Raw genomic sequence first — 21,935 nt, 5'->3', positions numbered from 1 at the left:
CCTGCGCCCCACTTCGTTGGTTATCCCGCTACAGGATCAGGTGTTCGGCTCGGCCGGGGCTTCGGCAGTGGTGTCTTCTGCCGGCTTGTCGGCATCCAGCGCATCGCGCAGGTCGCCTTCGGCCTCGTGGTAGTCAACGATGGCGTCACCGGCATCGTAGAGATCTTCGAGGGCGGCATCCTTGGCGGCGTCGCCTTCTTCGGAAGCCGTTTCAAGACCTTCGGCCGCCTCTGTCACCTCTGCCGGGGCCTTTTCGATTTCCGCGACCTCGGTGGTCAGCTCTTCGGCCACGGATTGTGCGGCACCGAGCGAGTCCAGTGCTGTGCGGAGAACCTCTTTCGCAGCATGGACGGCGTCCAGCGCGGCCTGTTCTTCAGCGCTACCTTCCAGCGCGGCATTGGCGTTGGCCAAGGCCACTTCCAGTGCGGCACGGGCGGCGACAACTTCGGCTTCTTCTGCCGCCGTTGCGTCACGGGCTTCTTGCGAGGCTGCATTGGCCTGTGTCAGCGCATCGGCCGCTGCCGACAGCAGATCGGCCAGTTCCTTGGCCTGACGTGCCGCTTGTTCGGCGTTCTGTTCTGCCAGCGCCCGATCAGCCTGTGCAGCCGCCAGCGCCGCCGCAGTCTGGTTGTAAGCCACGCTCAGGCCTTCGAGATCGAGTGCCTTTTCGATCTTTGCGAGGTCCTTCTGCGCGTCGGCCATATCTTCCGCGGCTTCTTCGGCCTTTTTCTTGGCGCTGCGGCAATCACCGCCCTTGCAGGAGGGATCGCGGGCCAGACGGTCCTGATAGCGCTGTTCGGCCTTGGCGAAATCCTCTTGCTCTTCTTCGAACTCTTCCAAGGCGCGCTGGTAATGCTTGTTGTTCAGCGCGGATTTCAGCGCCTTGGTCGCCTGATCGAAATCGGCAGAGTTGGCGGCGATGCGGGTTTCGAGATCGGCCACCGACTGCTTGGCATCGGCGAGGGTCTTTTCGAGCATCGCCTGACGTTCTTCGCGGGTCAGACCGTCGAGCGCCTTGGCGAGGTCTTCCTCGGCCACGCTGGCCTTGCCGGCCAGTTCCAGCGCCTTTTGCACCAGAGGCTGGGCACGGTCATTGGCCTGATCCAGCTTTTCTTCGGCTGCGGCGAGGCGGTCGCGGGCCGATACATAGCTTGCCAGCGCATCACGCTTGGCGGCGGTGTAATCGGGCAGGACGCGGCGGTCGCCGTCTTCGCCGTTCAGCGCGTAGAGCGCTTGCAGGTCTTCTTCGGACAGGCCTGCCTGTTTGGCGCTGCGAACGGTCCGGTTGAGTGCTGCCTGCGCCTTTTCGACATTGGCGGTGGCGGTGTCGAGGTTCTTGGTCGCCACTTTCAGACGGTCGAGCAGATCGCTGTAATCCGGGCCCTGCTTGCCGCCCTGTGCCTTGTCATTGCCGCCATCATCGACGGTTCCGACGATGGAACCGGTGGCGACGTTGGTCAGCGCGAGGGCGACCTTGGGGCAGCTGTTCGACATGCGCAGGATGCTTTCGGCGAAATCCGGGCGCTGCATGAAGCTGGCGGGGTCAAGCTCTGCGATGCGGCACAGGTCGCGGGTTGGAGTTGCGGCGGATGCGGCAAAGGGCAGGGCGCAGGACAGGAAAAGAACCGAAAGGGGGGCGATGGAGCGGGACATGTTCGACCTTTGAATGAGATGGGGGGTGCCATCGTGTTGCCACTTTTGGGTAGGTCATATGTCTTAATGCTGTCAAATTTTCGCCTAAATTGCTGGGGTTTATGCGTGATCCGGCACCTATGCGCTGCGGCGTTAACAATTGTTTCCAGCCGCGCGACCGGGCCTTCCGGGAAGGCCTTTGCAGGGCGCCAAATGCGGCGAATCACTGTGGCAACTTTAAGGCGTGTTGCGGGTGGGGCCGCTCATCCCCACAGAAGGCACCGGGGCCTGTCAAAGGTATGTATGCCCGGCGGAAGTAGGCTTTTCGTTGGGCGGAGTGGTGAGGATAGCGATCGCTTCGTCTGCGGATGCAGACATCCTGTCCATCGCCGCTTGCGCGTGGAGCGGGTAGGACGCTGTGGGTGTAAGACCGCCGGTGCACGACAGGATGAGGCGACTGCGGAGGGCGAAGGGGGCGGGGACAGATGCGGCCCTTCAGACAGAGCGATGCAGGCAACCGCGCTCATGTCTTCAAAGCGCGGTCGTCTGGAAATCAGGACATCCGAGGGGACAAGGTAAGCTTAAAACAGCCCTATCCAGCAATTGCTGGAGGCCGCGTAGCTGATCTTTTTGGATTTTTGGCTCCGGCGGTAGGGATCGAACCTACGACCAATTGATTAACAGTCAACTGCTCTACCGCTGAGCTACGCCGGAACACGTGGGCCGTATAGCAAGGGTGTTTGGGGGCGGCAAGGGGCTAACGGCAGAAAATGCATGTGCTGCGTCAGATCAGGTGAAAGCGTGCGGTCGGGTGCAGGGGCGTGGGGGCGGAGACTTGGTTTTTCTCTTGCAGATCAAGAAGGTGGGCCAGAACATTCTGGCGCGCGGCGGGCAGGAGCGCGGGCGGAAGGTCGGTATAGATTTGGCGGGTGAGGGTTTCGGCATCGGCCGGGCCACGCAACAGGGCGGCCATGATCTGTGCCTCGCGGTCGCGTCGGTGGGTAATCAACGTGCGGACGCGGGCCCGCGGATTGGGGATCGGATCGCCATGGCCGGGCAGGAACAGCGCCCAGTCAGGCCGGTCGATCCGGTGCAGCGCGTCCATATAGCTGCGCATGTCGCCATCGGGGGGCGAGATGACCGAACTGCTCCATCCCATCACATGATCGCCGGAAAAGAGCCAGGCCCCGGCGGAAAAACACAGATGGCTGCCCAGATGGCCGGGGGTGTGCAAGGCGGTGACCTGCCAGTCGGGGCCGGTGAGTGTTTCGCCATCCCCTAGCCGCTGGTCTGGCAGGAAGGCGAGGTCCAACCCGTCACCGCCAGCGGTCAGCCCGGCTGCGGCAAGGTTTTGCATCAGAGGGGAGCGCCCCTCGGTCGCCGTGCCGAAGGCGAGGATCGGGGCGCCGGTGGCGCCGGCCAGGGCCGGGGCAAGGGCGGAGTGGTCGCGGTGGGGATGGGTGACGAGGATGTGGCTGACCGCCTCGCCCGGATCAAGGGCGGCGAGGATGGCGTCCAGATGGGCGGGAAGGTCAGGGCCGGGGTCGATCACGGCGACGCGCCCGGAGCCGAGGATATAGGTATTGGTGCCGCGAAAGGTGAGCGGCGCGGCATTGGGGGCGAGGATGGTGCGCAGGCGCGGCTGGCTGTCAGGCCGGGGGAAGGGTTTGTCGGGCGATGGCATGGCGGCGTCCTCTTCCCTAAGGGCGGGGGGCAGGCTAGGCTCTGGTCCTATGGCCCGCAAGTCCTTCCTGCCCCGTGGTCTTTATGGCCGCGCCGCCCTGATCCTGATCGTGCCGATTGTCACGATCCAGCTGGTCGTGTCGGTGACGTTCATCCAGCGTCATTTCGAGCGGGTGACGCAGCAGCTGACCGGTGGGGTGGCGGCTGAGTTGCGGCTTTTGCTGGATGAGGCCGAGGCGGCGGAAAGCGCGGCGGCGGCGGCGGCGCGGCTGATGGCGCTGAGCGGGCCGCTGGATCTGCGGGTGGCGTTGCCGTCGCGCGATGCGGTGCCCGAGGCGGACCGGACGGAATGGCTGGACCTGTCGGGGCGGGTGGTGATCCGGACGCTGCGGGATGAGTTCCCGGCGCTGGCCCCGGTGGATCTGATCGAGGGGGATGGTTTGGTGCGGCTGCATCTGCCGACCCGTTGGGGTGATCTGGCGGTGACGGTGAACCGGGCGCGGATGTCGGCCACCAATCCGCATCAGTTGCTGGTGCTGATGATCGTCACCTCGGCCCTGATGACGGTGATCGCCTATCTGTTCCTGTCCAATCAGTTGCGCCCGATTGCCCGCATGTCGTTGGCGGCAGAGGCGTTCGGCAAGGGGCAGGTGATCCCCTATACCCCGCGTGGGGCGACAGAGGTGCGCGCGGCGGGACATGCGTTTCTGGATATGCGGGCAAGGATCGAGCGGCAGATTGAACAGCGCACATTGATGCTGTCGGGGGTGAGCCATGATCTGCGCACGCCGCTGACGCGGTTGCGGCTTGGCCTTGCGATGCTGCCCGAGGATGAGGAGACGCAGGCCCTTTTGGGGGACGTGGCCGAGATGGAGCGGCTGGTGGATGAGTTCCTGTCCTTTGCCCGTGGGGATGCGACCGAGGCGGTGGAGCCTGTGGATCCGGCGGCGCTAGCGCAGCGGGTGGTGGAGAATGCGGTCCGGATCGGCGGGCGGGTGGAGTTTCGCCAGCCGGGGCGGGTGCAGGCTGTGCCGCTGCGTCCGCAGGCGGTGACGCGGGCGCTGGAAAACCTTGTCAACAACGCGTTGCGCTATGGCAAGCAGGCGCAGGTGACGCTGGAGATGGGGACGAACTGGCTGCGCTTTACGGTAGAGGATGACGGGCCGGGCATTCCTGCGGCGCGGCGGGCCGAGGCGGTGGTGCCTTTCAGCCGGCTGGACGCGGCGCGCGATCCGAACCGGGGGGGTGGGGTGGGGCTTGGCCTGTCGATCGCGGCAGACATCGCCCGCAGCCATGGCGGCGAATTGCGGCTGGGCCGGAGTGAGGCTTTGGGCGGGCTGAAGGCGGAATTGCTGCTTGCCCGTTAGTGGGCGTGCCTTTGCCGTTTCACCTTGGCAAAAATACCCATGCGACGCGTTTCAGAGGCGCAGGCGCCGCAAGGTTGCGCGGGTTGAGCGGGCAGAATTGGGTATTTGGGCCAAGGTGAGTTGGCATGGGTTTTCCTAGCGTTCGGTGCCCAGGTTCAGCACCCAATGCAGGGTTCCATCGCCGGCGGTGGCGATGCCGAGGCCCACGTCGCGGGCGTTGCGGGTGAGGATGTTGCGGCGGTGGCCTGAGGACGTCATCCAGCCTTGCACCACGGAACCGGGCGTCCGGTAGCCTGCGGCGACGTTTTCGGCGATGGCGCGGTAGCGGTAGCCTTCCCGCTTTACCCGGTCGCCGAGATCGCTGCCATCGCTGCCGTCATGGCTCATCCGGTTGCGCGCGGCGCTGTCGCAGGCATGGGCGAGGGCGGCGTCGGTCAGGCGTGGATCGGGGCTGAGGGGGGCCATGCCGCGCTGCTCACGTTCGGCATTGATGGCAGAGAGGGTGGCGTCTGCCATGCCTGCCGCGCCGTCGGGTTGGCGGCAAGCCATGGCCTGCGCGGGGCCGAGGGCGAGGAGCAGGGTCAGGATCAGCGGAAGGCGGGACATTGGGGCACCTGAACAGGGGGGGCAGACTACAGTCTAGCGCGCGAGGCAGGGTCGTGGGAGGGGGCGCATGTCAGGGTGGCAGCGGGTTGCCGAAGGTGTCGACGACGGGGCCGCCGGCGGCGCGGGCGTCTTCGATATCATGGGTGACAAGCAGGGTGGGGATGCCCGCCTGTGCGGCGCGGTCGAAGACAAAGCTGCGGATCTGGGCGCGCAGGTCGGCATCAAGGCGGGAGAAGGGTTCATCCAGCAGCAGCGCGCAAGGTTCAGCGAGCAAGGTGCGCAGAAGGGCCACGCGGGCCTTCTGGCCGCCGGACAGGGTGGCCGGGTCGCGGTTGGCAAAGCCTGCCAGCCCCGCCGAGGCAAGCGCGTCATCGACGCGCGCCTGACGGTTCGCGCGCCCCCGGATCGGGGCGGGCAGGGCGAAGGCAAGGTTTTGGCCGACCGACAGATGGGGGAACAGGACCGCATCCTGAAACAGCAGGCCGATGCTGCGGGCGCGGGTGGGCAGGGCGGAAATGTCTTTTTCATTCAGCATGATACGGCCCGACATGCGAAAGCCGGGGGCAAGCGTTCCGGTGATGGCGGCCAGCGCCGTGGACTTGCCCGCGCCGGATGGCCCCATGATGGTGACGATCTGGCCTGCCGGGATGGCGAGGGTCAGGTCGACCAGCGTGCGGTCGCCCAAGGTGATCTTAAGGTTTTGCAGATCGAGCGTGCCTGTCATGCCAGCCCCCGCATGGCGCGGCGGTTGCGCCAGATGAGGGCGGGCAAGGCGAGGGCTGCAGCAAAGGCCAATGCGGGCACTGCCAGTTGCAGCATCGCATAGGCCCCGATCAGGCGGCGATTGCCGCCGGAGGAGAGAGCCACCGCCTCGGTCGTGAGGGTTTCGATGCGGCCGCCACCGATCAGCAGCGTCGGCAGGTATTGCCCGACAGAGACGGCGATGCCCACCGCGCAGGCCGTCAGCACCGGGGCGAGCAGCATGGGCAGGCGCAGGCGCCAGAAGATGCGGGATTCCGTTGCGCCCATGGTGGCGGCGCTGATGGCGATGCGGGTATCCCAGGCGCGGAAGGGCCCGGCGAGGGAGAGAAAGACGTAAGGCAGCACGAAGATCAGATGCGCGGCGGCGACGGCGGGAAGATGCCCCTCTACCCCGGTGGAGAAGGCGATGACTTGCAGCCCGGGCAGGAAGGCCACCTGCGGCACCAGAAGCGGCAGATAGAGCAGGGTCAGCGCGCGGGTGGTGGGGGTGAGGCGCAGCTGCGCCTCGGCCTGAAGACAGGCGAGGGTGAGGGCGAGGGCGATCAGCGTGGCGATGGTCGCGATGGCAAGGGTCGTGCTGAAGGTGGTGCTGAGCGAGGGCAGGGCGGTGGCCCAGTTGCGCAGCGTCAGGCTTGCGGGAAGGGCGTCGGGGAACTGCCACAACCCGGCGACGGACCACAGGGCAAGGCCCGCGAGGCCAAGGGTCAGGCTGCCTGCGGTGACAAGGGTGGCGGTGAGCGCGGCAGCGGCGGCGGGGCGGTCAAGGCCTGCATAGCGCTGGCCGTGGAAGGCCATGGCGATGAGCAGGCGGCGACCTGCGATCTCTGCCAGCCGCCAGAAACCGAGCGCCGCCAGCACCAGCGCGCATTGTAGCAGGGCAGCGGCGGCGGCGGTGTCGCGCTGCATCAGGCTGGCCTCGGCCATCCAGAGCACAATCTGGGTGGAGAGGGTGGGGGGCAGTGAGGGGCCGAGGATCATCGCCATGTCGACCACGGTCATGCCATAGGCGAGCACCGCATAGACCGGCAGGCGCAGTTGGGCATAGAGCGCGGGCAGGGTGGTGAGGGCAAAGCCCGCGAGGCGGCCATATCCCAGCGTGGCAGCTGTAGCGAGGCGGCGGTCGGCGTCGATCTGTGGCAGGGCGGCGAGGGCCATCAGAAGAAGGAAGGGCAATTCCTTGGCGATCAGGCCAAGCGTCAGGGAGATGCCGTAAGGATCGTTCAGGATCAAGAGGTTGGGGGGCTGATCCCAGCCGGTCAGCCAGGGTGAGAGGGTGCGGGCGATCCAGCCTGAAGGCGCGATCAGGAAGGCCAGACCCAGCGCTGCGGCGGCATGGGGCACGGACAGGAGCGGCGCGATCATCCGGCGGATGCGGGCGAAGGTGGTGGTGCCCGCAAAGGCCGCAAGGATGAGCAGGGTGAGGACGAGAGAGATGAAGGTGGAGGCAAGGCCGGTGCCGATGGACAGGGCTGCCGCGCGGGGAAGGCCGGGCCATTCGGCCAATGTGGTGAAGGCGGCGGCGCCGTCGCGCAGGGCAGGAAGGGCAGTTCCTGCCAGCCCGGCAGCGACCGGGGCGGCCATCAGGCCAAGCGTCAGGGGCGGGGCCAGCCGCAGCCAGCCCCGTGACCCTGCGGCTGTCACTGGGCAACCCCGTAGCGTGCGGCCCAATCCTGCGCGATGCGTGTCATCCAGCTGGCATGCGGTTCCAGCAAGACAGGGCCGAGATCGGCAGGCGACAGGGTGGCGATGCCAAGTTCCAGCGCGTCGAACCGGGCGCGGTCCTCAGTGGCGAGGGCCGGAATGTTCAGCACCGTCTGGAAGCCGAGGATCGCGGGATCCTGCGCACGGGCCTGCACTTCGGGATCCAGGATCAAATTGGCCATGACCATGGCCCCCGCCTGATGTGCGGCGTTGAAGGGGATGGCGACGAAGGAGGCGTTGCCGATGGTGCCCCCATCGAGCACGAAAGTGCGGACCGTGTCGGGCAGGGTTCCGGCGGCGATCTCAGCACTGGCGCGGCCGGGGTTGAAGGCGAAAGCGATGTCGACCTCGCCATCAGCCAGCAACTGGCCGAGGGCGGGTTCGTTCTGCGGGAAGGCCTTTGCCTCGCGCCAGAGCGCCGGGTGGAGACGGTCGAGAAAGGCCCAGAGCGGCGCGGTCTGGGTGTCATAGGCCGCCTCATCCACCGGGGATTGCAGGAGGGTGGGATCGGCCATCACGCCATAGGCGACCTGCTTGAGGAAGGTGGTGCCAAGGTAATCGGGCGGTTGGGGATAGGTGAAGCGGCCGGGGTTGGCGATGGCCCAATCGGCCAGCGCGGCAAGGGTTGTGGGCGGGCTGGCAAGGCGGGCGGTGTCGTATTCGAACACCAGTTGCGCCATGGCCCAGGGGGATTCATATCCCCCCGTCGGCAAGGTGAAATCGGTCACCGTGGCGGGTTTGCCCACTGTATCGACCAGCGGCCAGTTCGGCAGGGTTTCCGCAAAGGGACCGAAGAGAAGACCCTGCGCCTTCATCGCGGCAAAATTTTCGCCGTTGATCCAGATGAGATCGACCGCGCCGCCCGTGGTTTGCCCGGCCTGCTGTTCCGCCAGAACGCGGGCGACAGCATCGGCGGTGGAGGCAAGTTTGACATGTTCGAGGCTGACCCCATGGCGTTCCATCGCGGTGTCGCCGATCCAGGTTATGAAATCGTTGATCTTGGGATCGCCGCCCCAGGCGTGCCAGTAGACCGTCTGCCCCTTGGCCTGTTCCAGGATGCTATCCCATTCTTCAGCAAGGGCTTTTGTCGAAAACCCCGCAAAGACGGGCAGGCTGGCGAGAAGGCGGAGGGCGTCGCGTCTTTGCATCTGGTATCCTTGGATCTGGCGCCCGTATCTACGGCTTGTCGGGTGCGGTCTGACCGGGATAGCTAGGGCAGGGGATGGCTGGCAACAGGCATTTGTCGCCGCATACGGAAAGGTGAATGCGATGCTGGACGGGATGATGCGGCGGGTGATTGATGCGCCGCTGGACCGGGCCGGGAAAAAACTGGCAGCGCAAGGGGTTACGGCCAATGGTGTGACGCTGGCGGGGTTGGCGCTGGGGATTGTGGCGGCGGCGATCCTTGCGTTTGGCGGGCCGGGATGGGCGGCGCTGCTGCTGCTTCTGGCCGGGCGGGTGGCGGATGGGCTGGACGGGGCGGTGGCGCGGGCGACGGCCAAGACGGATTTCGGCGGATACCTTGATATCGTTGCGGATTTTCTGTTCTACGCGGCCATTCCGCTGGCATTTGTGCTGCGTGATCCGGGGGAAAACGGCGTTGCGGGGGCGTTTCTGCTGGCCTCGTTCTATGTGAACGGGGCGAGTTTTCTGGGCTATGCGGTGCTGGCCGAAAAGCGGGGGATGCAGACGCGGGCACGGGGGGAGAAGTCGCTGTACTTTACAGCGGGTTTGCTGGAAGGCACGGAAACGATTGTGTTTTTCGTGCTGCTTTGCCTGTGGCCCGCGGGCTTTGCGCCGCTGGCCTGGGTGTTCGGGGCGTTGTGTTTCGTGACAGCCGGGGCGCGGGTCTGGCTGGCGGCGCGGACCTTTCGCTGAGCGTTCAGCAGGCGGTGCAGATGGCGGTGCAGACGGGCGTATGCACGGCGCGGGCGGAGTGCTGAAGATCGGTTAAGGTTAACGTCGCGGCGGAAGGTGGAAGGCGGGGGCTGTCCCGGTGCAGCGCGTGGTGCAGACGGCTGTGCAGACGGGCGTATGCACGCAGAGGCCGGCAGTTTCATAGACGATTAAGGTTAATGCGGGGGGCGCGGCGTAAGAACAGGGCCTGGTCGGGGTCTTGATACGTGGTCGCGTGTAGGGGAGCGAGTGCGGGAGAGATTGAGACCGCAGACGCTGCGTCGGGTGCCGGGGAGGGCGTGGTTCCGGTTTCAGTGGCGGGTGTTGGGGGGGAGCGTGGTCTCGGACGCTGTGCGGGGGCTGGGGAGAGCGCGGGTCTGAATGAAGTGTCGGGTGCGAAATCGAGTGTGGCTCGCCCGGGGTTGGCAGATCACTTGCGGGTTGTTCATCGACGGTTAGGGTTAACGGTGTAGGCGAGATCGGCCGCTGAGCCATAAGGCACTCAGAAGTCGGCGCGAGATTGGACCGTCGAAGAGGCGCTGCCCGAGGGAACCGGATGTGCAGCGTTTTTGGCCAAGGATATTTGCTGGGTGTTTCCGGGTGAGCCTAATCATTTGGGCGAAGGCGGATGGTTGCAGGCGCATATGCGCAGTGTTTTGAGCACTGTCTGTTGGGCGCTGTCAGCGGCGCGTTGTCGGTCAGGGGGGCCGTTGGATGCGGTCCGGCGTGGCTGTCCTTGCCCGGCTAATGGGGGGCTGCGCGCTTCTGCCGGGAAAGGCGGGATGGGCGTTGGCAGGAGGGCGATCAGACGCCCATCACTGCCTCGCGGAAGCGAAAGAAGCCATGGGTGGCGTGGGGCCATGCGGCGGCGTCGTGATCGCGCAGCAGGCGGGCAAGGCGGATGCCGCGTTCCTCTAGCAGGGGGGCCAGGCGTTGCAGGGCGGCGGCGGTGGGGCCGATGGGGGCATAAGGGGTGGCCAGTTGGGCAATGCCCTGCGCGGCGAGGTGATCGGCAAGCGGCTCCAGCGTAGCATCGGTGAAGCGCGGGGCGTCAGGTTGGCCCCTGCGGTGGGCGGTGTCGGTCAGGGCATCGTCGACAAAGGCGGTGACGATCGGGTTCACCGCAAGGGTCGAGCGGCGGGTGGTGGTGGAAAGAAACACCAGCGGCCCGGCATCGGCCAGCGCCGGAGGGGCATCACCGGCGAGGTCATCTTCATGCAGCAAAAGCGCGGTGGGCAGGCCCGGATGCAGCGCGTCGCCTGTGGGCATGGCGCGCAGGGCGGGGTGGGGCTGCATGGGCAAGGGCGGGCAGTTTCGCGCAAGGCCGGTGGGGCGAAAGCGGCCATGGGTGTTCTTGGCGATGTTGTCTTCTGTGGCGGCATAAGTCTTGCCCGGCGTGTGCAGCCCGCCGACCCAACGCCAGGACAGGGTGTTGGAGGCGGGATCGCCATCTATCAGATGCCGCAGGAAGAAATCCGCCCCCAATTCCCAGGGCAGGCGCAGGGTGAAGATCCAGATCGAGGCGAACCACATCCGCGCGTGGTTGTGCAGATAGCCCGTGGCCACGAGTTCCTGCGCCCAATGGTCGAACCCGTCGATCCCGGTGGTGCCGGAACAGGCTGCCTCCCATTGCTGGCGCAACCCGGATTCCGTCTGCACGCGGTTCAGCGCGGCGGTCAGGCCTTGGCGATAGGCGGCCCAGATGCCGGGGCGGCGTTCCAGCCAGCCCTTCCAGTAGGTGCGCCACCAGACCTCGGCCAGGAATTTATCGGCCCCCTGCGGATGGGCGCGCAGGGTGGCGTCGATCACCTCGGCCTCGGTCAGGAGGCGGTGGCGAAGATAGGGTGACAGGCCCGAGACATGGGGATGGCCCGGCAGATCCTCATTCCGGCGCGCGGCATAGGGCAAGCCCGCGCGAGGAAGAAAGGCCGCAAGGCGTGCGGTGGCGGCAGCGCGGGTGGCAGGAAGGGGAAGCGGCAATCCGGTCATGCTGCGCAAGCTAGGCGGAGCGGAACGGGGGACAAGGCGGGGGCGCAGCGGCAAAAAGCCTTCTCTGCCCTGCGGGCTTCATCTTGGCAAAAATACCCATGCGACGCGGATCAAGGGGGGCTGCGGCAAAGGGGGGCGCTGGCAATCGACGGGGCTGCCCTTGCAGCCCCCCGCCCACACAACTAAGACTCTGGCAAGAGAATGTCGTTATGACCCCCGATTGACCATTGTGAGATGAAGAGGCAGCCCGGATGCGCGATCCCGTCGATCACTACATGAACACCCTTGTCCCGATGGTCGTCGAACAGACCAGCCGGGGCGAGCGCGCCTATGACATCTTTTCGCGGATGCTGAAGGAGCGGATCATCTTCCTGTCCGGCCCGGTGCATGACGGCATGTCGTCGCTGATCTGTGCGCAGCTTCTGTTCCTTGAGGCGGAAAATCCGTCGAAGGAAATCAGCATGTACATCAACTCGCCCGGTGGCGTGGTGACGTCGGGTCTGTCGATCTATGACACGATGCAGTACATCAAACCCAAGGTCTCCACGCTGGTGATCGGGCAGGCGGCGTCCATGGGGTCGCTGCTGCTGACGGCGGGGCATAAGGGGATGCGCTTTTCGCTGCCGAACAGCCGCGTGATGGTGCACCAGCCCAGCGGCGGCTATCAGGGGCAGGCCACGGATATCATGATCCATGCGCGCGAAACCGAAAAGCTGAAGCGCCGGTTGAACGAGATCTATGTCAAGCATACCGGCAATGATTACGACACGGTCGAGGCGGCGCTTGAGCGGGACAATTTCATGTCGGCCGAGGATGCAAAGGCCTGGGGATTGATCGACGACATCGTCGCCGACCGTGGCAAGATGGACGACACGTCGAAGTGAGAACGGGCCCCCGCCGCTGTGAAAAGGGCGGGGGCTTTTTGGCATTGTGGGGGCGCGGGCCTTGGCCTAGACTTCCGCGGTAAACCGACCCAAGGGCCGGGATCTGGCAGAGGACGACCGAATGGCGAACAACTCCGGCAGCGACAGCAAGAACACGCTTTACTGCTCGTTCTGTGGCAAGAGCCAGCATGAGGTGCGCAAGCTGATTGCAGGTCCGACGGTGTTCATCTGTGACGAATGCGTCGAGCTTTGCATGGACATCATCCGCGAGGAGACGAAGACCACCGGTCTGAAATCCAGCGAAGGGGTGCCGACACCGCGCGAGATCTGCAAGGTGCTGGACGATTACGTGATCGGCCAGATCCATGCCAAGCGGGTGTTGTCGGTCGCGGTGCACAACCATTACAAGCGGCTGAACAATTCGTCGAAGACCGACATTGAATTGTCCAAGTCGAACATCCTGCTGATCGGGCCGACAGGTTGCGGCAAGACGCTGCTGGCGCAGACGCTGGCGCGGATTCTGGATGTGCCCTTCACCATGGCGGATGCGACGACGCTGACGGAAGCGGGCTATGTCGGCGAGGATGTGGAGAACATCATCCTGAAGCTGTTGCAGGCCAGCGAATACAATGTCGAGCGGGCGCAGCGCGGGATCGTCTACATCGACGAGGTCGACAAGATCACCCGCAAGTCGGACAATCCCAGCATCACGCGCGACGTGTCGGGCGAGGGCGTGCAGCAGGCGCTGCTGAAGATCATGGAAGGCACCGTGGCAAGCGTGCCGCCGCAGGGCGGGCGCAAGCATCCGCAGCAGGAATTCCTGCAGGTGGATACGACGAACATCCTGTTCATTTGCGGCGGGGCCTTTGCCGGGCTGGAAAAGATCATCGCGCAGCGCAACAAGGGATCGGGCATCGGCTTTGGTGCCGATGTGAAGGACCCGGATTCGCGCGGCGTGGGTGAACTGTTCAAGGAGCTGGAGCCCGAGGATCTGTTGAAATTCGGGCTGATCCCGGAATTCGTGGGTCGTCTGCCGGTGATCGCCACGCTGAACGATCTGGACGAGGGGGCCTTGGTCACGATCCTGACCGAACCCAAGAACGCGCTGGTGAAGCAGTATCAGCGCCTGTTCGAGATCGAGGGCACGAAGCTGACCTTCACGCCGGATGCTTTGACCGCCATCGCCAAGCGCGCGATCAAGCGCAAGACGGGCGCGCGGGGGCTGCGGTCGATCATGGAGGATATCCTGCTGGATACCATGTTCGAACTGCCGGGCATGGACAGTGTGGAAGAGGTGGTGGTGAACGAGGAAGCGGTGAATTCGCCCGAGGCGAAGCCGATGCTGGTTTACACCGAAGCCAAGAAGAAGAAGGAACCCGCAACGGCAGGCTGAGGCCGGTTGCTGGACGGAATTTAGCAGGGGCGGACCGATGGGTCCGCCCCTTTGCGTTTCAGGGATTGCTGTTCTGCGACAAGACAATGGGCGCTGTGCGCCAGTCTGGTGTGATTGGGCGCGATTTGGGTGGGAGCGGGTAAGCGGTGCGGCTTGAGCGGGCGGCGCCAGCCAGTCACTTTCCCGCTGCAAGGGTGGCTTGACGCTGGACCTTTTTCGCCCGTTCGGCCATATGAGGGCAAAGGTTTCCCGGAGGGTGTTATGGATTTCCTCAAGCGGCTCGTGACGTGGTGGAACGGTCAGACGTTGGGCACGCAGCTTTATACCTCGCGCAAGGGGGTGAAGGTGGGTGAGGACGACCAGGGCAACATCTATTACGAGACGCGCGATGCCAAACGGCGCTGGGTGATCTTCAACGGTGAGGCCGAGGCGAGCCGGGTGAATGCGGATTGGCATGGCTGGCTGCACCACACCTGGGACGAGCCGCCGACCAAGGCGCCGCTGAAGCACAAGGCGTGGGAAAAGCCGCATAAGGAAAACCTGACGGGAACGGATGCCGCCTATGCTCCGGCCGGTTCGATCCGGCGCAGCGCCCCTGCGGCGCGGCAGGATTATGAGGCGTGGCAGCCGAAGTGATGGAGAATCGTGCGGAAGTTCTGGCCGGGGCGGCGGTTCTGGCGGCCGCGATCGCCTTTCTGGTCTATGCTGGTCAGCAGACGGGTGTGACGTCGCAGGCATCGGGAAGCTATGAGCTGGTGGCATCGTTCCGGTCGGTCGAGGGAATCCGGGTCGGAACGGATGTGCGGCTGGCGGGGGTGAAGGTCGGCACGGTGACGGGGCTGGAACTGAACCCCGAGACGTTCTTTGCCGATGCGCGGTTGAATGTGCAGCAGAACGTGCTGTTGCCGGATGACTCGGCGGCGCTGATTTCGTCCGAGGGGTTGCTGGGCGGGAATTTCGTGGAACTGGTGCCGGGTGGGTCGTTGGACAATCTGGAGGCCGGGGCGGAGATCGAGGATACGCAAGGCGCGGTGTCGGTGATTTCGCTGATGATGAAGTTTGCCGGGGGCGGCGATGAGGCGGCGGCACCAGAAGGTGGTGCGGTCGAATGATCGCCCGCGCGCTGGGGTCGCTGGCCATGCTGGGCCTGTTGGCGGGGCCTTTGGCCGCGCAGCAGTTTGCCGAGAGTGAGGCGGGCATTCTGCGCTGGCTGGACAAGCTGACCGGGGAAACGGCCGATATCGAATTGGCGCTGGGGCAAGAGGCGGTGTCGGGGCGGTTGACGATCCGGCTGGATGCCTGCCGCTATCCGGCGGATAACCCAGCGTCGGACGCACAGGCGCATCTGACCATTATGGATACGGGCACTGCGGCGGCGACGGGCGAGGCAACGCCTGTGTTCGAAGGGTGGATGGTGGCGTCATCGCCCGCGCTGTCGGCGCTGGATCATCCGCGCTATGACGTTTGGGTGCTGCGCTGCGATTATCCGGAAGTGGCACCCGTGCCGGATGAGGCGACATCCGAGGGCGAGGGCGAATAGCCCGGCGGGTGAAAGCTGGCTGTTTCCGTCAGGGCGCGTGCGAGGCGGCGGTGGTAATCGCCGCGCGGGATTTCCAGACCGCCAAGGCTGGCCAGATGCGGCGTCAGGAATTGGGTATCAAACAGGGTGAAGCCGCCTGCGCGTAGGCGATGCACGGTGTAGGCCAGCGCGAGCTTTGACGCATCGGTGCGGCGCGAGAACATGCTTTCCCCGAAGAAGGCGCTGCCAAGCGTGACGCCATAGACGCCGCCGATGAGTTCGTCGCCCTCCCATACCTCAATGGAATGGGCGTGGCCTGTGTGGTGGAGGGTGACGTAATTGGAAAAGATCGTCGCGTTGATCCAGGTTTCATCGCGGTCGGCGCAGGCCTGCACGGTTTCGGCAAAGGCGGTGTCGGCGGTGACGCGCCAGTCGGCGCGCAGCAGGCGGCGGCGCAGCGAGCGCGAGATGTGGAACCCGTCCAGCGGCAGGATGCCCCGGCGGCGCGGATCGACCCAATGGATCTGCGGATCGTCGCGGCTTTCTGCCATCGGAAAGATGCCCGCCGCATAGGCGCGCAGCAGGATGTCAGGGGTGATGGCCGGAAGGTTCATGGGGCCGCCAGAAGCAAATTCCCTGAAAGGAATTTGTCGCGGCGCCAAGGGGGCGCCGCGTGTTCATGTTATTCGCCGAACTGGGCGGCGAGCCATTTTTCCAGCCAGTGGATATTGTATTCGCCCGACTGGATATCGGGTTCGGCCAGCAGCGCATCGAACAGCGGAACCGTGGTGTCGATCCCGTCGACGATCAATTCCCCCAACGCGCGGCGCAAGCGGGCCAGCGCTTCGGGCCGGTCGCGGCCGTGGACGATGAGCTTGCCGATCAGGCTGTCGTAATAGGGCGGGATGGAGTAGCCGCCGTAAAGCGCGCTGTCCATGCGCACGCCCAGACCGCCCGGCGCGTGGAACACGCGCACCTTGCCGGGGCAGGGGGCGAAGTTGGGGAGTTTTTCCGCGTTGATCCGCACCTCGATTGCGTGGCCGTTGATTTCCAGGTCTTCTTGCTTGAAGGACATGGGCAGGCCAGCGGCGACGCGGATCTGTTCGCGGACAAGGTCGACGCCGAAGATCGCCTCGGTCACCGGATGTTCGACCTGAAGGCGGGTGTTCATCTCGATGAAGTAGAAGTTGCCGTCTTCATAGAGGAACTCGACGGTGCCAGCGCCGATGTAATTGATCTTGGCCACGGCCTCGGCGCAGATTTTGCCAATTTCGGCGCGCATTTTGGGGGTGATGGAGGGGCCGGGTGCCTCTTCGAACACTTTCTGGTGGCGGCGCTGAAGAGAGCAGTCGCGTTCGCCCAGATGCACGGCGTTGCCCTTGCCGTCACCGAAGACCTGAATTTCGATGTGCCGGGGCTTTTGGAGGTATTTCTCGATATAGACTTCGTCATTGCCGAAGGCGGCCTTGGATTCCGAACGCGCGGTGCGGAAGGCGACTTCCAACTCTTCGGCGTTGCGGGCGACTTTCATGCCGCGCCCGCCGCCGCCCGCGGTGGCCTTGATGATGACGGGAAAGCCGATGCCTGCGGCCACGCCGATGGCGGATTCGAAATCAGCGACGCCCCCTTCAGAACCGGGGACGACCGGGATACCCAGCGCCTTGGCGGTTTCCTTGGCGGTGATCTTGTCGCCCATGATGCGGATATGTTCCGCCGAGGGGCCGATGAAGGTGATGCCGTGATCTTCCAGCGCTTGCGCGAAGGCGGCGTTTTCCGACAGGAAACCGTAGCCGGGATGGACGGCCTGCGCGCCCGTAATCTCACAGGCCGAGATGATGGCGGCTTTGTTGAGATAGGAGGAGGTGGACGAGGCCGGGCCGATGCAGACCGATTCATCGGCCATGCGGACATGCATCGCATCGGCATCGGCTGTGGAATGCACGGCGACCGACTTGATCCCCATTTCCCGGGCGGCGCGAATGACGCGCAATGCGATTTCGCCCCGGTTGGCGATCAGGATCTTTTCGAACATGGCGTGGCCCTTATTCGATGATCAGGAGCGGTGCGCCGTATTCGACCGGCGTGCCGTCTTCGACGAGGATGCGCTTGACGACACCGGCCTTGGGCGCGGGTATTTGGTTCATCGTCTTCATCGCTTCGATGATGAGGACGGTCTGGCCCTCGGCCACAGTGGCGCCGACGGTGATGAAGGGCGTGGCACCGGGTTCGGAGGCCAGATAGCAGGTGCCGACCATGGGCGAGGTCACGGCGCCGGGATGCTGTGCCGGATCTTCCGGTGCGGCCGGTGCTCCTGCGGGCGCTGCGGCGGCGCTGGCAGCAGGGGCTGCGGCATAGACCGGGGCGGGCGCGGCGGCGGTCATGGTGACGACATTGGACTGTTTGACGACGCGCACTTCGAGGCTGTCATCTTCGCCATATTCGCGTTTGACCGACAATTCCGTCAGTTCGTTCTTGTTCAGAAGTTCCGCGAGCGCCTGGATAAAGGCGACATCGGCTTCGGAAGTGTGCTTGCTCATGCCGGTCCTCTGCTGGCGACGTTGCGCCGGGGTTCATTTCTGCCTGTCCATCTGGGGATGCCAGAGGGGCAGCGCCAGGGATCGCGTGCTTATACGCCACCCTGCCGGGGGTGAAAAGCGGCGATGTGCAGGGCGGGATCGCCTGAATTTCAGGCATCCAAAGCGGATTGGGGCCGGGAGGGGGAAAATTCTGCCCTGACGGTAATTTTACCGTTTGATAAAAAACAGACCCTATGGCAGCCTTTCCTTAACAAAGAACAGCAAACAGGGAGAGATTGCCTTGTCCAACAGCCCGCTAACGCCCGGTGTCGTGCCGGGGCGTCTGCCAGCCGATGTGCTTGCCGGAAACTTCACTGATCATGAGCCGCCGCTGGACGGACATGAGGCGCGGGTGGCGGCGGATCGCTGCTATTTCTGCCATGATGCGCCCTGCATGACGGCCTGTCCCACGAGCATCGACATTCCGCTGTTCATCCGCCAGATCGCTACCGGCACACCGGATGCGGCGGCGCGGACGATCCTTTCACAGAATATTCTGGGCGGCATGTGCGCCCGCGTCTGCCCAACCGAGACGCTGTGTGAAGAGGTCTGCGTTCGCGAAGTGGCGGAGGGCAAACCGGTGGAGATCGGGCGGTTGCAGCGGTTCGCCACGGATACGCTGATGGCCAAGGGGGTGCATCCCTTTGCGCGCGCCGCGGCGACGGGGCGCAAGATCGCGGTGGTCGGGGCGGGGCCGGCGGGGCTGGCCTGTGCGCATCGGCTGGCGATGAAAGGGCATGACGTCGTGATCTATGACGCGCGCGCCAAGGCGGGCGGTCTGAACGAATACGGGATCGCGCAGTATAAGGCCGTGGGCGATTTCGCGCAGGATGAGGTGGAGTGGCTGCTGAAGATCGGCGGAATCACCATCAAGACCGGGATGGCGCTGGGGCGGGATGTATCGCTTGCGCAGTTGCAGGGCGATTATGACGCGGTGTTCCTGGGCATGGGGCTGGCGGGGGTGAATGCCCTGCGCGCGCCCGGCGAGGACCGGGGCAATGTGCGCAACGCGGTGGATTTCATCGCCGAGTTGCGGCAGGCGGCAGACAAGTCGGTGCTGCCGGTTGGCCGCGACGTGGTGGTGATCGGCGGCGGGATGACGGCGGTGGATGCGGCCGTGCAATCACGGCTGCTGGGCGCGGAGAACGTGACCATCGTCTATCGCCGGGATCAGGCGAAGATGAGCGCCAGCGGATATGAGCAGGAACATGCCACCAGTGCGGGCGTGCGGATCATCTGCAACGCAGCCCCGGTGGCCGTGCATGGCAATGGCGCCGTGGCCGAGGTAGAATTCGCCTATACCACCGAGGGACCGGATGGGCTGAAGACCACGGGCGAGACGTTCCGGCTGAAGGCGGATCAGTTGTACAAGGCCATCGGCCAGACGCTGACCGGCGCGCCCGAAGGGATTGCTCTGGCCGGTGGCAAGATCGCCGTGACCGGGGCTGGGCGCACGTCGGTGAACGGGATCTGGGCCGGGGGCGATTGTGCGGCGGGCGGGGACGACCTGACGGTGACTGCGGTGGCCGAAGGCCGCGACGCGGCCGAGGACATCCATGCCACGCTGATGGCGGCGCGGACATGATTTTCGCCAGCCCCCCTTTACCGGGGCGCGGAAAAGCCCCATCTGCGGTGCCGTTAGAGGAGGCGCCGCATGGAATCGTGGACCGAGGCGGCGATCGCCTTCATCGAACGGCATCAGGAATGGTCGTTCTGGCTGGCGCTGGTTTTTGCCGCGGCAGAGACGACGGCCTTTCTGTCCATCGCCGTGCCGTCGACCGCCATTCTGGTGGGCGTCGGCGCGATGGTGGCGACCGGGGCGGTGCCGTTCTTTCCGATCTGGGCCGGGGCGGCGTTGGGGGCGGTGATCGGCTCCACCTTCAGCTATTGGCTGGGGCTGCGGTTCGGCGGGCGCATTCTGGGCATGTGGCCGCTGCGCGACCATCCCGATCTGGTGGAACAGGCGAGCGAAGCCTTTCGCAAATGGGGCGTGGGCGCGGTGTTTCTGGGCCATTTCTTCGGGCCGCTGCGCCCGGTGATCTTTCTGTTCGCGGGCATGACGCGAATGGCCTTTCCGCTGTTCATGGCCGTGAACGTGATCGCCGCGCTGGCCTGGGCCTACGTCATCCCGAAATTCGGCGAGATCGGCGGGATCATCATCGGCTGGTTCTGGAATCTGCTGGGGTTCTGACCCCTTCCTTCACACATAGCAAAACGACGGGCGCGCCTTTGGGCGACGCTTCCGCACGCCAATATGGAGGCTTTCATGGCTGACCTGACTTCGAATTTCCTTGGGATTCGTTCGCCCAACCCGTTCTGGCTGGCCTCGGCGCCGCCGACGGACAAGGAGTATAACGTCCGCCGCGCCTTTGAGGCGGGCTGGGGCGGTGTGGTGTGGAAGACGCTGGGCAGCGAAGGGCCGCCCGTGGTGAACGTCAACGGGCCGCGCTATGGCGCGATCTGGGGCGCGGATCGGCGGCTTCTCGGCTTGAACAACATCGAGTTGATCACTGACCGGCCGTTGCAGACCAACCTGGATGAAATCCGGCGCGTCAAGAAAGACTATCCGGATCGGGCCATGATCATCAGCCTGATGGTGCCCTGCGACGAGGAAAGCTGGAAGACCATCCTGCACCGGATCGAGGATACCGGGGCGGATGGGGTGGAGCTTAACTTTGGGTGCCCGCATGGGATGGCCGAGCGCGGGATGGGATCTGCCGTGGGGCAGGTGCCTGAATATATCCAGATGGTCACCGAATGGGTGAAGCACTATTCCGCGCTGCCCTGCATCGTGAAACTGACGCCCAATATCGCCGACATCCGCAAACCTGCCGAAGCGGCCAAGCGGGGTGGGGCGGATGCGGTGTCGCTGATCAACACGATCAATTCGATCACGGCGGTGAACCTTGATACCTTCTCGCCCGAGCCGATGATTGATGGCAAGGGCACGCATGGCGGCTATTGCGGGCCGGCGGTGAAGCCGATCGCGCTGAACATGGTGGCCGAGATTGCGCGGTCGGCAGAGACGCGTGGCTTGCCGATCTCCGGCATCGGCGGGGTGACAACCTGGCGCGATGCGGTGGAGTTCATGGCGCTTGGGGCGTCGAACGTGCAGGTTTGCACGGCGGCGATGACCTATGGGTTCAAGATCGTGCAGGAGATGATCTCGGGCCTGTCGCAATACATGGACGAGAAGGGGTTCGCGAGCATCGATGAGATCATCGGGCGGGCGGTGCCGAATGTGACCGATTGGCAGTATCTGAACCTGAACTACGTCACAAAGGCCCATATCGACCAGGATGCCTGCATCAAATGCGGGCGCTGCTATGCCGCCTGCGAGGACACCAGCCATCAGGCCATCGACATGAGCCCGAGCCGGGTGTTCACCGTGAAGGACGATGAATGCGTGGCCTGCAACCTGTGCGTCAACGTCTGCCCGGTGGAGAATTGCATCACCATGGTCGAGATGCCGAAAGGCGCGACCGACCCGCGCACGGGGCGTATGGTGACCGATTACGGCAACTGGACGAGCCATCCGAACAACCCGATGGCAAAAGCGGCGGAGTGAGGTGAGACAGCCGTCCGGAAATCTTTTAAAAAAGATTTCCGGACGCGGACCCCGAAATTTTCCAGTGGAAAATTTTGGGGTGGGGCTGGCTGAAAGTTATTGGAAAAACTTTCAGCCGCTTGGTGCGATGATCAGCAGATGACGTTGATCCTGCCCGCATTGCAGATGACGATATACTGGTTGTCGCATTCGATCAGGTGAAAGCCCCTGCGCCGCACCTCAAGCTCAAAGGCGGCGCGGCCGATGTCGCGGTCGACATCACGGATCGCACGGCGGATCACGCCGCCATTCACCGCAGCCTTGGCGGCGAACATGCTGTCTGCCCATGTGGGCCGTCTGGGAAATGTCATAACCTGTGC

At 64.8% G+C, this 21,935-nt stretch carries 21 protein-coding genes and 1 tRNA gene; 10 read left to right on the top strand and 12 right to left on the bottom strand.

Annotation, left to right across the window (positions count from 1 at the left end; genetic code table 11):
* Positions 1 to 36: 36 nt before the first annotated feature.
* The 3 genes from RSE12_13800 to RSE12_13790 form a co-directional block, all read right to left on the bottom strand.
* Positions 37 to 1,653 (bottom strand): hypothetical protein, encoded by a 1,617-nt coding sequence (locus tag RSE12_13800; protein ID WRH61446.1) that lies wholly within the window; start codon positions 1,651 to 1,653, stop codon positions 37 to 39.
* A 618-nt stretch (positions 1,654 to 2,271) separates the two neighbouring features.
* Positions 2,272 to 2,346, bottom strand: a tRNA-Asn gene (locus tag RSE12_13795).
* A gap of 70 nt (positions 2,347 to 2,416) precedes the next feature.
* On the bottom strand, positions 2,417 to 3,316 hold the full coding sequence (locus RSE12_13790; GenBank protein WRH61445.1) for an MBL fold metallo-hydrolase: 900 nt from the start codon (positions 3,314 to 3,316) through the stop codon (positions 2,417 to 2,419).
* Between the two features lie 49 nt (positions 3,317 to 3,365).
* Between RSE12_13790 and RSE12_13785 the strand changes: the two genes are divergently transcribed.
* Positions 3,366 to 4,682 carry an ATP-binding protein gene (locus tag RSE12_13785; protein ID WRH61444.1) on the top strand — a complete coding sequence of 439 codons (1,317 nt, stop codon included), beginning with the start codon at positions 3,366 to 3,368 and terminating at the stop codon, positions 4,680 to 4,682.
* Between the two features lie 135 nt (positions 4,683 to 4,817).
* Here RSE12_13785 and RSE12_13780 read toward each other — a convergent pair whose 3' ends face one another.
* The 4 genes from RSE12_13780 to RSE12_13765 form a co-directional block, all read right to left on the bottom strand.
* Complete coding sequence (locus tag RSE12_13780; GenBank protein ID WRH61443.1) at positions 4,818 to 5,288, bottom strand: CAP domain-containing protein; 471 nt, start codon at positions 5,286 to 5,288, stop codon at positions 4,818 to 4,820.
* A 70-nt stretch (positions 5,289 to 5,358) separates the two neighbouring features.
* Complete coding sequence (locus RSE12_13775; protein ID WRH61442.1) at positions 5,359 to 6,012, bottom strand: ATP-binding cassette domain-containing protein; 654 nt, start codon at positions 6,010 to 6,012, stop codon at positions 5,359 to 5,361.
* Positions 6,009 to 7,631, bottom strand: coding sequence for an ABC transporter permease subunit (locus RSE12_13770; protein ID WRH64828.1), 1,623 nt, complete (start codon positions 7,629 to 7,631; stop codon positions 6,009 to 6,011). The genes RSE12_13775 and RSE12_13770 overlap by 4 nt, the downstream gene beginning before the upstream one ends.
* 56 nt (positions 7,632 to 7,687) lie before the next feature.
* Positions 7,688 to 8,899: an ABC transporter substrate-binding protein gene (locus RSE12_13765; protein ID WRH61441.1), complete on the bottom strand. Its 1,212-nt coding sequence runs from the start codon at positions 8,897 to 8,899 to the stop codon at positions 7,688 to 7,690.
* A 121-nt stretch (positions 8,900 to 9,020) separates the two neighbouring features.
* Here RSE12_13765 and RSE12_13760 point away from each other — a divergent pair, with 121 nt between their 5' ends.
* On the top strand, positions 9,021 to 9,629 hold the full coding sequence (locus RSE12_13760; protein ID WRH61440.1) for a CDP-alcohol phosphatidyltransferase family protein: 609 nt from the start codon (positions 9,021 to 9,023) through the stop codon (positions 9,627 to 9,629).
* Positions 9,630 to 10,451: 822 nt separating this feature from the next.
* Here the strand turns inward: RSE12_13760 and RSE12_13755 are convergent.
* Entirely contained in the window at positions 10,452 to 11,636 is a 1,185-nt protein-coding gene (locus RSE12_13755) for an FAD-binding domain-containing protein (protein WRH61439.1), read from the bottom strand.
* 251 nt (positions 11,637 to 11,887) lie between these two features.
* Here RSE12_13755 and RSE12_13750 point away from each other — a divergent pair, with 251 nt between their 5' ends.
* From RSE12_13750 to RSE12_13730, 5 genes are all read left to right on the top strand, one after another.
* Positions 11,888 to 12,520: an ATP-dependent Clp protease proteolytic subunit gene (locus tag RSE12_13750; protein WRH61438.1), complete on the top strand. Its 633-nt coding sequence runs from the start codon at positions 11,888 to 11,890 to the stop codon at positions 12,518 to 12,520.
* A 121-nt stretch (positions 12,521 to 12,641) separates the two neighbouring features.
* On the top strand, positions 12,642 to 13,913 hold the full coding sequence (gene clpX / locus RSE12_13745; GenBank protein ID WRH61437.1) for an ATP-dependent Clp protease ATP-binding subunit ClpX: 1,272 nt from the start codon (positions 12,642 to 12,644) through the stop codon (positions 13,911 to 13,913).
* Between the two features lie 261 nt (positions 13,914 to 14,174).
* The gene (locus RSE12_13740; GenBank protein WRH61436.1) at positions 14,175 to 14,549 is read left to right on the top strand and encodes an NADH:ubiquinone oxidoreductase subunit NDUFA12; all 375 of its coding nucleotides are present in this window, start codon (positions 14,175 to 14,177) and stop codon (positions 14,547 to 14,549) included.
* Positions 14,546 to 15,025: an outer membrane lipid asymmetry maintenance protein MlaD gene (gene mlaD / locus RSE12_13735; GenBank protein ID WRH64827.1), complete on the top strand. Its 480-nt coding sequence runs from the start codon at positions 14,546 to 14,548 to the stop codon at positions 15,023 to 15,025. Before RSE12_13740 ends, mlaD begins: the two co-directional genes overlap by 4 nt.
* The gene (locus RSE12_13730) at positions 15,022 to 15,453 is read left to right on the top strand and encodes a DUF2155 domain-containing protein (protein ID WRH61435.1); all 432 of its coding nucleotides are present in this window, start codon (positions 15,022 to 15,024) and stop codon (positions 15,451 to 15,453) included. The genes mlaD and RSE12_13730 overlap by 4 nt, the downstream gene beginning before the upstream one ends.
* Here the strand turns inward: RSE12_13730 and aat are convergent.
* The 3 genes from aat to accB form a co-directional block, all read right to left on the bottom strand.
* The gene (gene aat, locus RSE12_13725; GenBank protein ID WRH61434.1) at positions 15,396 to 16,046 is read right to left on the bottom strand and encodes a leucyl/phenylalanyl-tRNA--protein transferase; all 651 of its coding nucleotides are present in this window, start codon (positions 16,044 to 16,046) and stop codon (positions 15,396 to 15,398) included. The two genes, RSE12_13730 and aat, sit on opposite strands and share 58 nt — an antisense overlap.
* A gap of 68 nt (positions 16,047 to 16,114) precedes the next feature.
* Positions 16,115 to 17,464 (bottom strand): acetyl-CoA carboxylase biotin carboxylase subunit, encoded by a 1,350-nt coding sequence (gene accC, locus RSE12_13720; GenBank protein WRH61433.1) that lies wholly within the window; start codon positions 17,462 to 17,464, stop codon positions 16,115 to 16,117.
* Positions 17,465 to 17,474: 10 nt separating this feature from the next.
* Positions 17,475 to 17,969 (bottom strand): acetyl-CoA carboxylase biotin carboxyl carrier protein, encoded by a 495-nt coding sequence (gene accB, locus RSE12_13715; GenBank protein WRH61432.1) that lies wholly within the window; start codon positions 17,967 to 17,969, stop codon positions 17,475 to 17,477.
* Between the two features lie 280 nt (positions 17,970 to 18,249).
* Between accB and RSE12_13710 the strand changes: the two genes are divergently transcribed.
* From RSE12_13710 to preA, 3 genes are all read left to right on the top strand, one after another.
* Positions 18,250 to 19,593: an NAD(P)-dependent oxidoreductase gene (locus tag RSE12_13710; protein ID WRH61431.1), complete on the top strand. Its 1,344-nt coding sequence runs from the start codon at positions 18,250 to 18,252 to the stop codon at positions 19,591 to 19,593.
* A 69-nt stretch (positions 19,594 to 19,662) separates the two neighbouring features.
* A complete protein-coding gene (locus RSE12_13705; protein ID WRH61430.1) occupies positions 19,663 to 20,199 on the top strand; it encodes a DedA family protein in 537 nt (178 codons plus the stop codon).
* Positions 20,200 to 20,274: 75 nt separating this feature from the next.
* Positions 20,275 to 21,576 (top strand): NAD-dependent dihydropyrimidine dehydrogenase subunit PreA, encoded by a 1,302-nt coding sequence (preA, locus tag RSE12_13700; protein ID WRH61429.1) that lies wholly within the window; start codon positions 20,275 to 20,277, stop codon positions 21,574 to 21,576.
* Between the two features lie 131 nt (positions 21,577 to 21,707).
* On the opposite strand, the gene RSE12_13695 is transcribed toward preA, so the two are convergent.
* Complete coding sequence (locus tag RSE12_13695; GenBank protein WRH61428.1) at positions 21,708 to 21,926, bottom strand: hypothetical protein; 219 nt, start codon at positions 21,924 to 21,926, stop codon at positions 21,708 to 21,710.
* Positions 21,927 to 21,935: the final 9 nt, after the last annotated feature.

This window comes from Fuscovulum sp. (assembly GCA_035192965.1).
Lineage (GTDB): Bacteria > Pseudomonadota > Alphaproteobacteria > Rhodobacterales > Rhodobacteraceae > Paragemmobacter.
The sequence above is the reverse complement of the archived record's forward strand: the minus strand, read 5'-3'. Positions and strand labels throughout refer to the sequence as shown.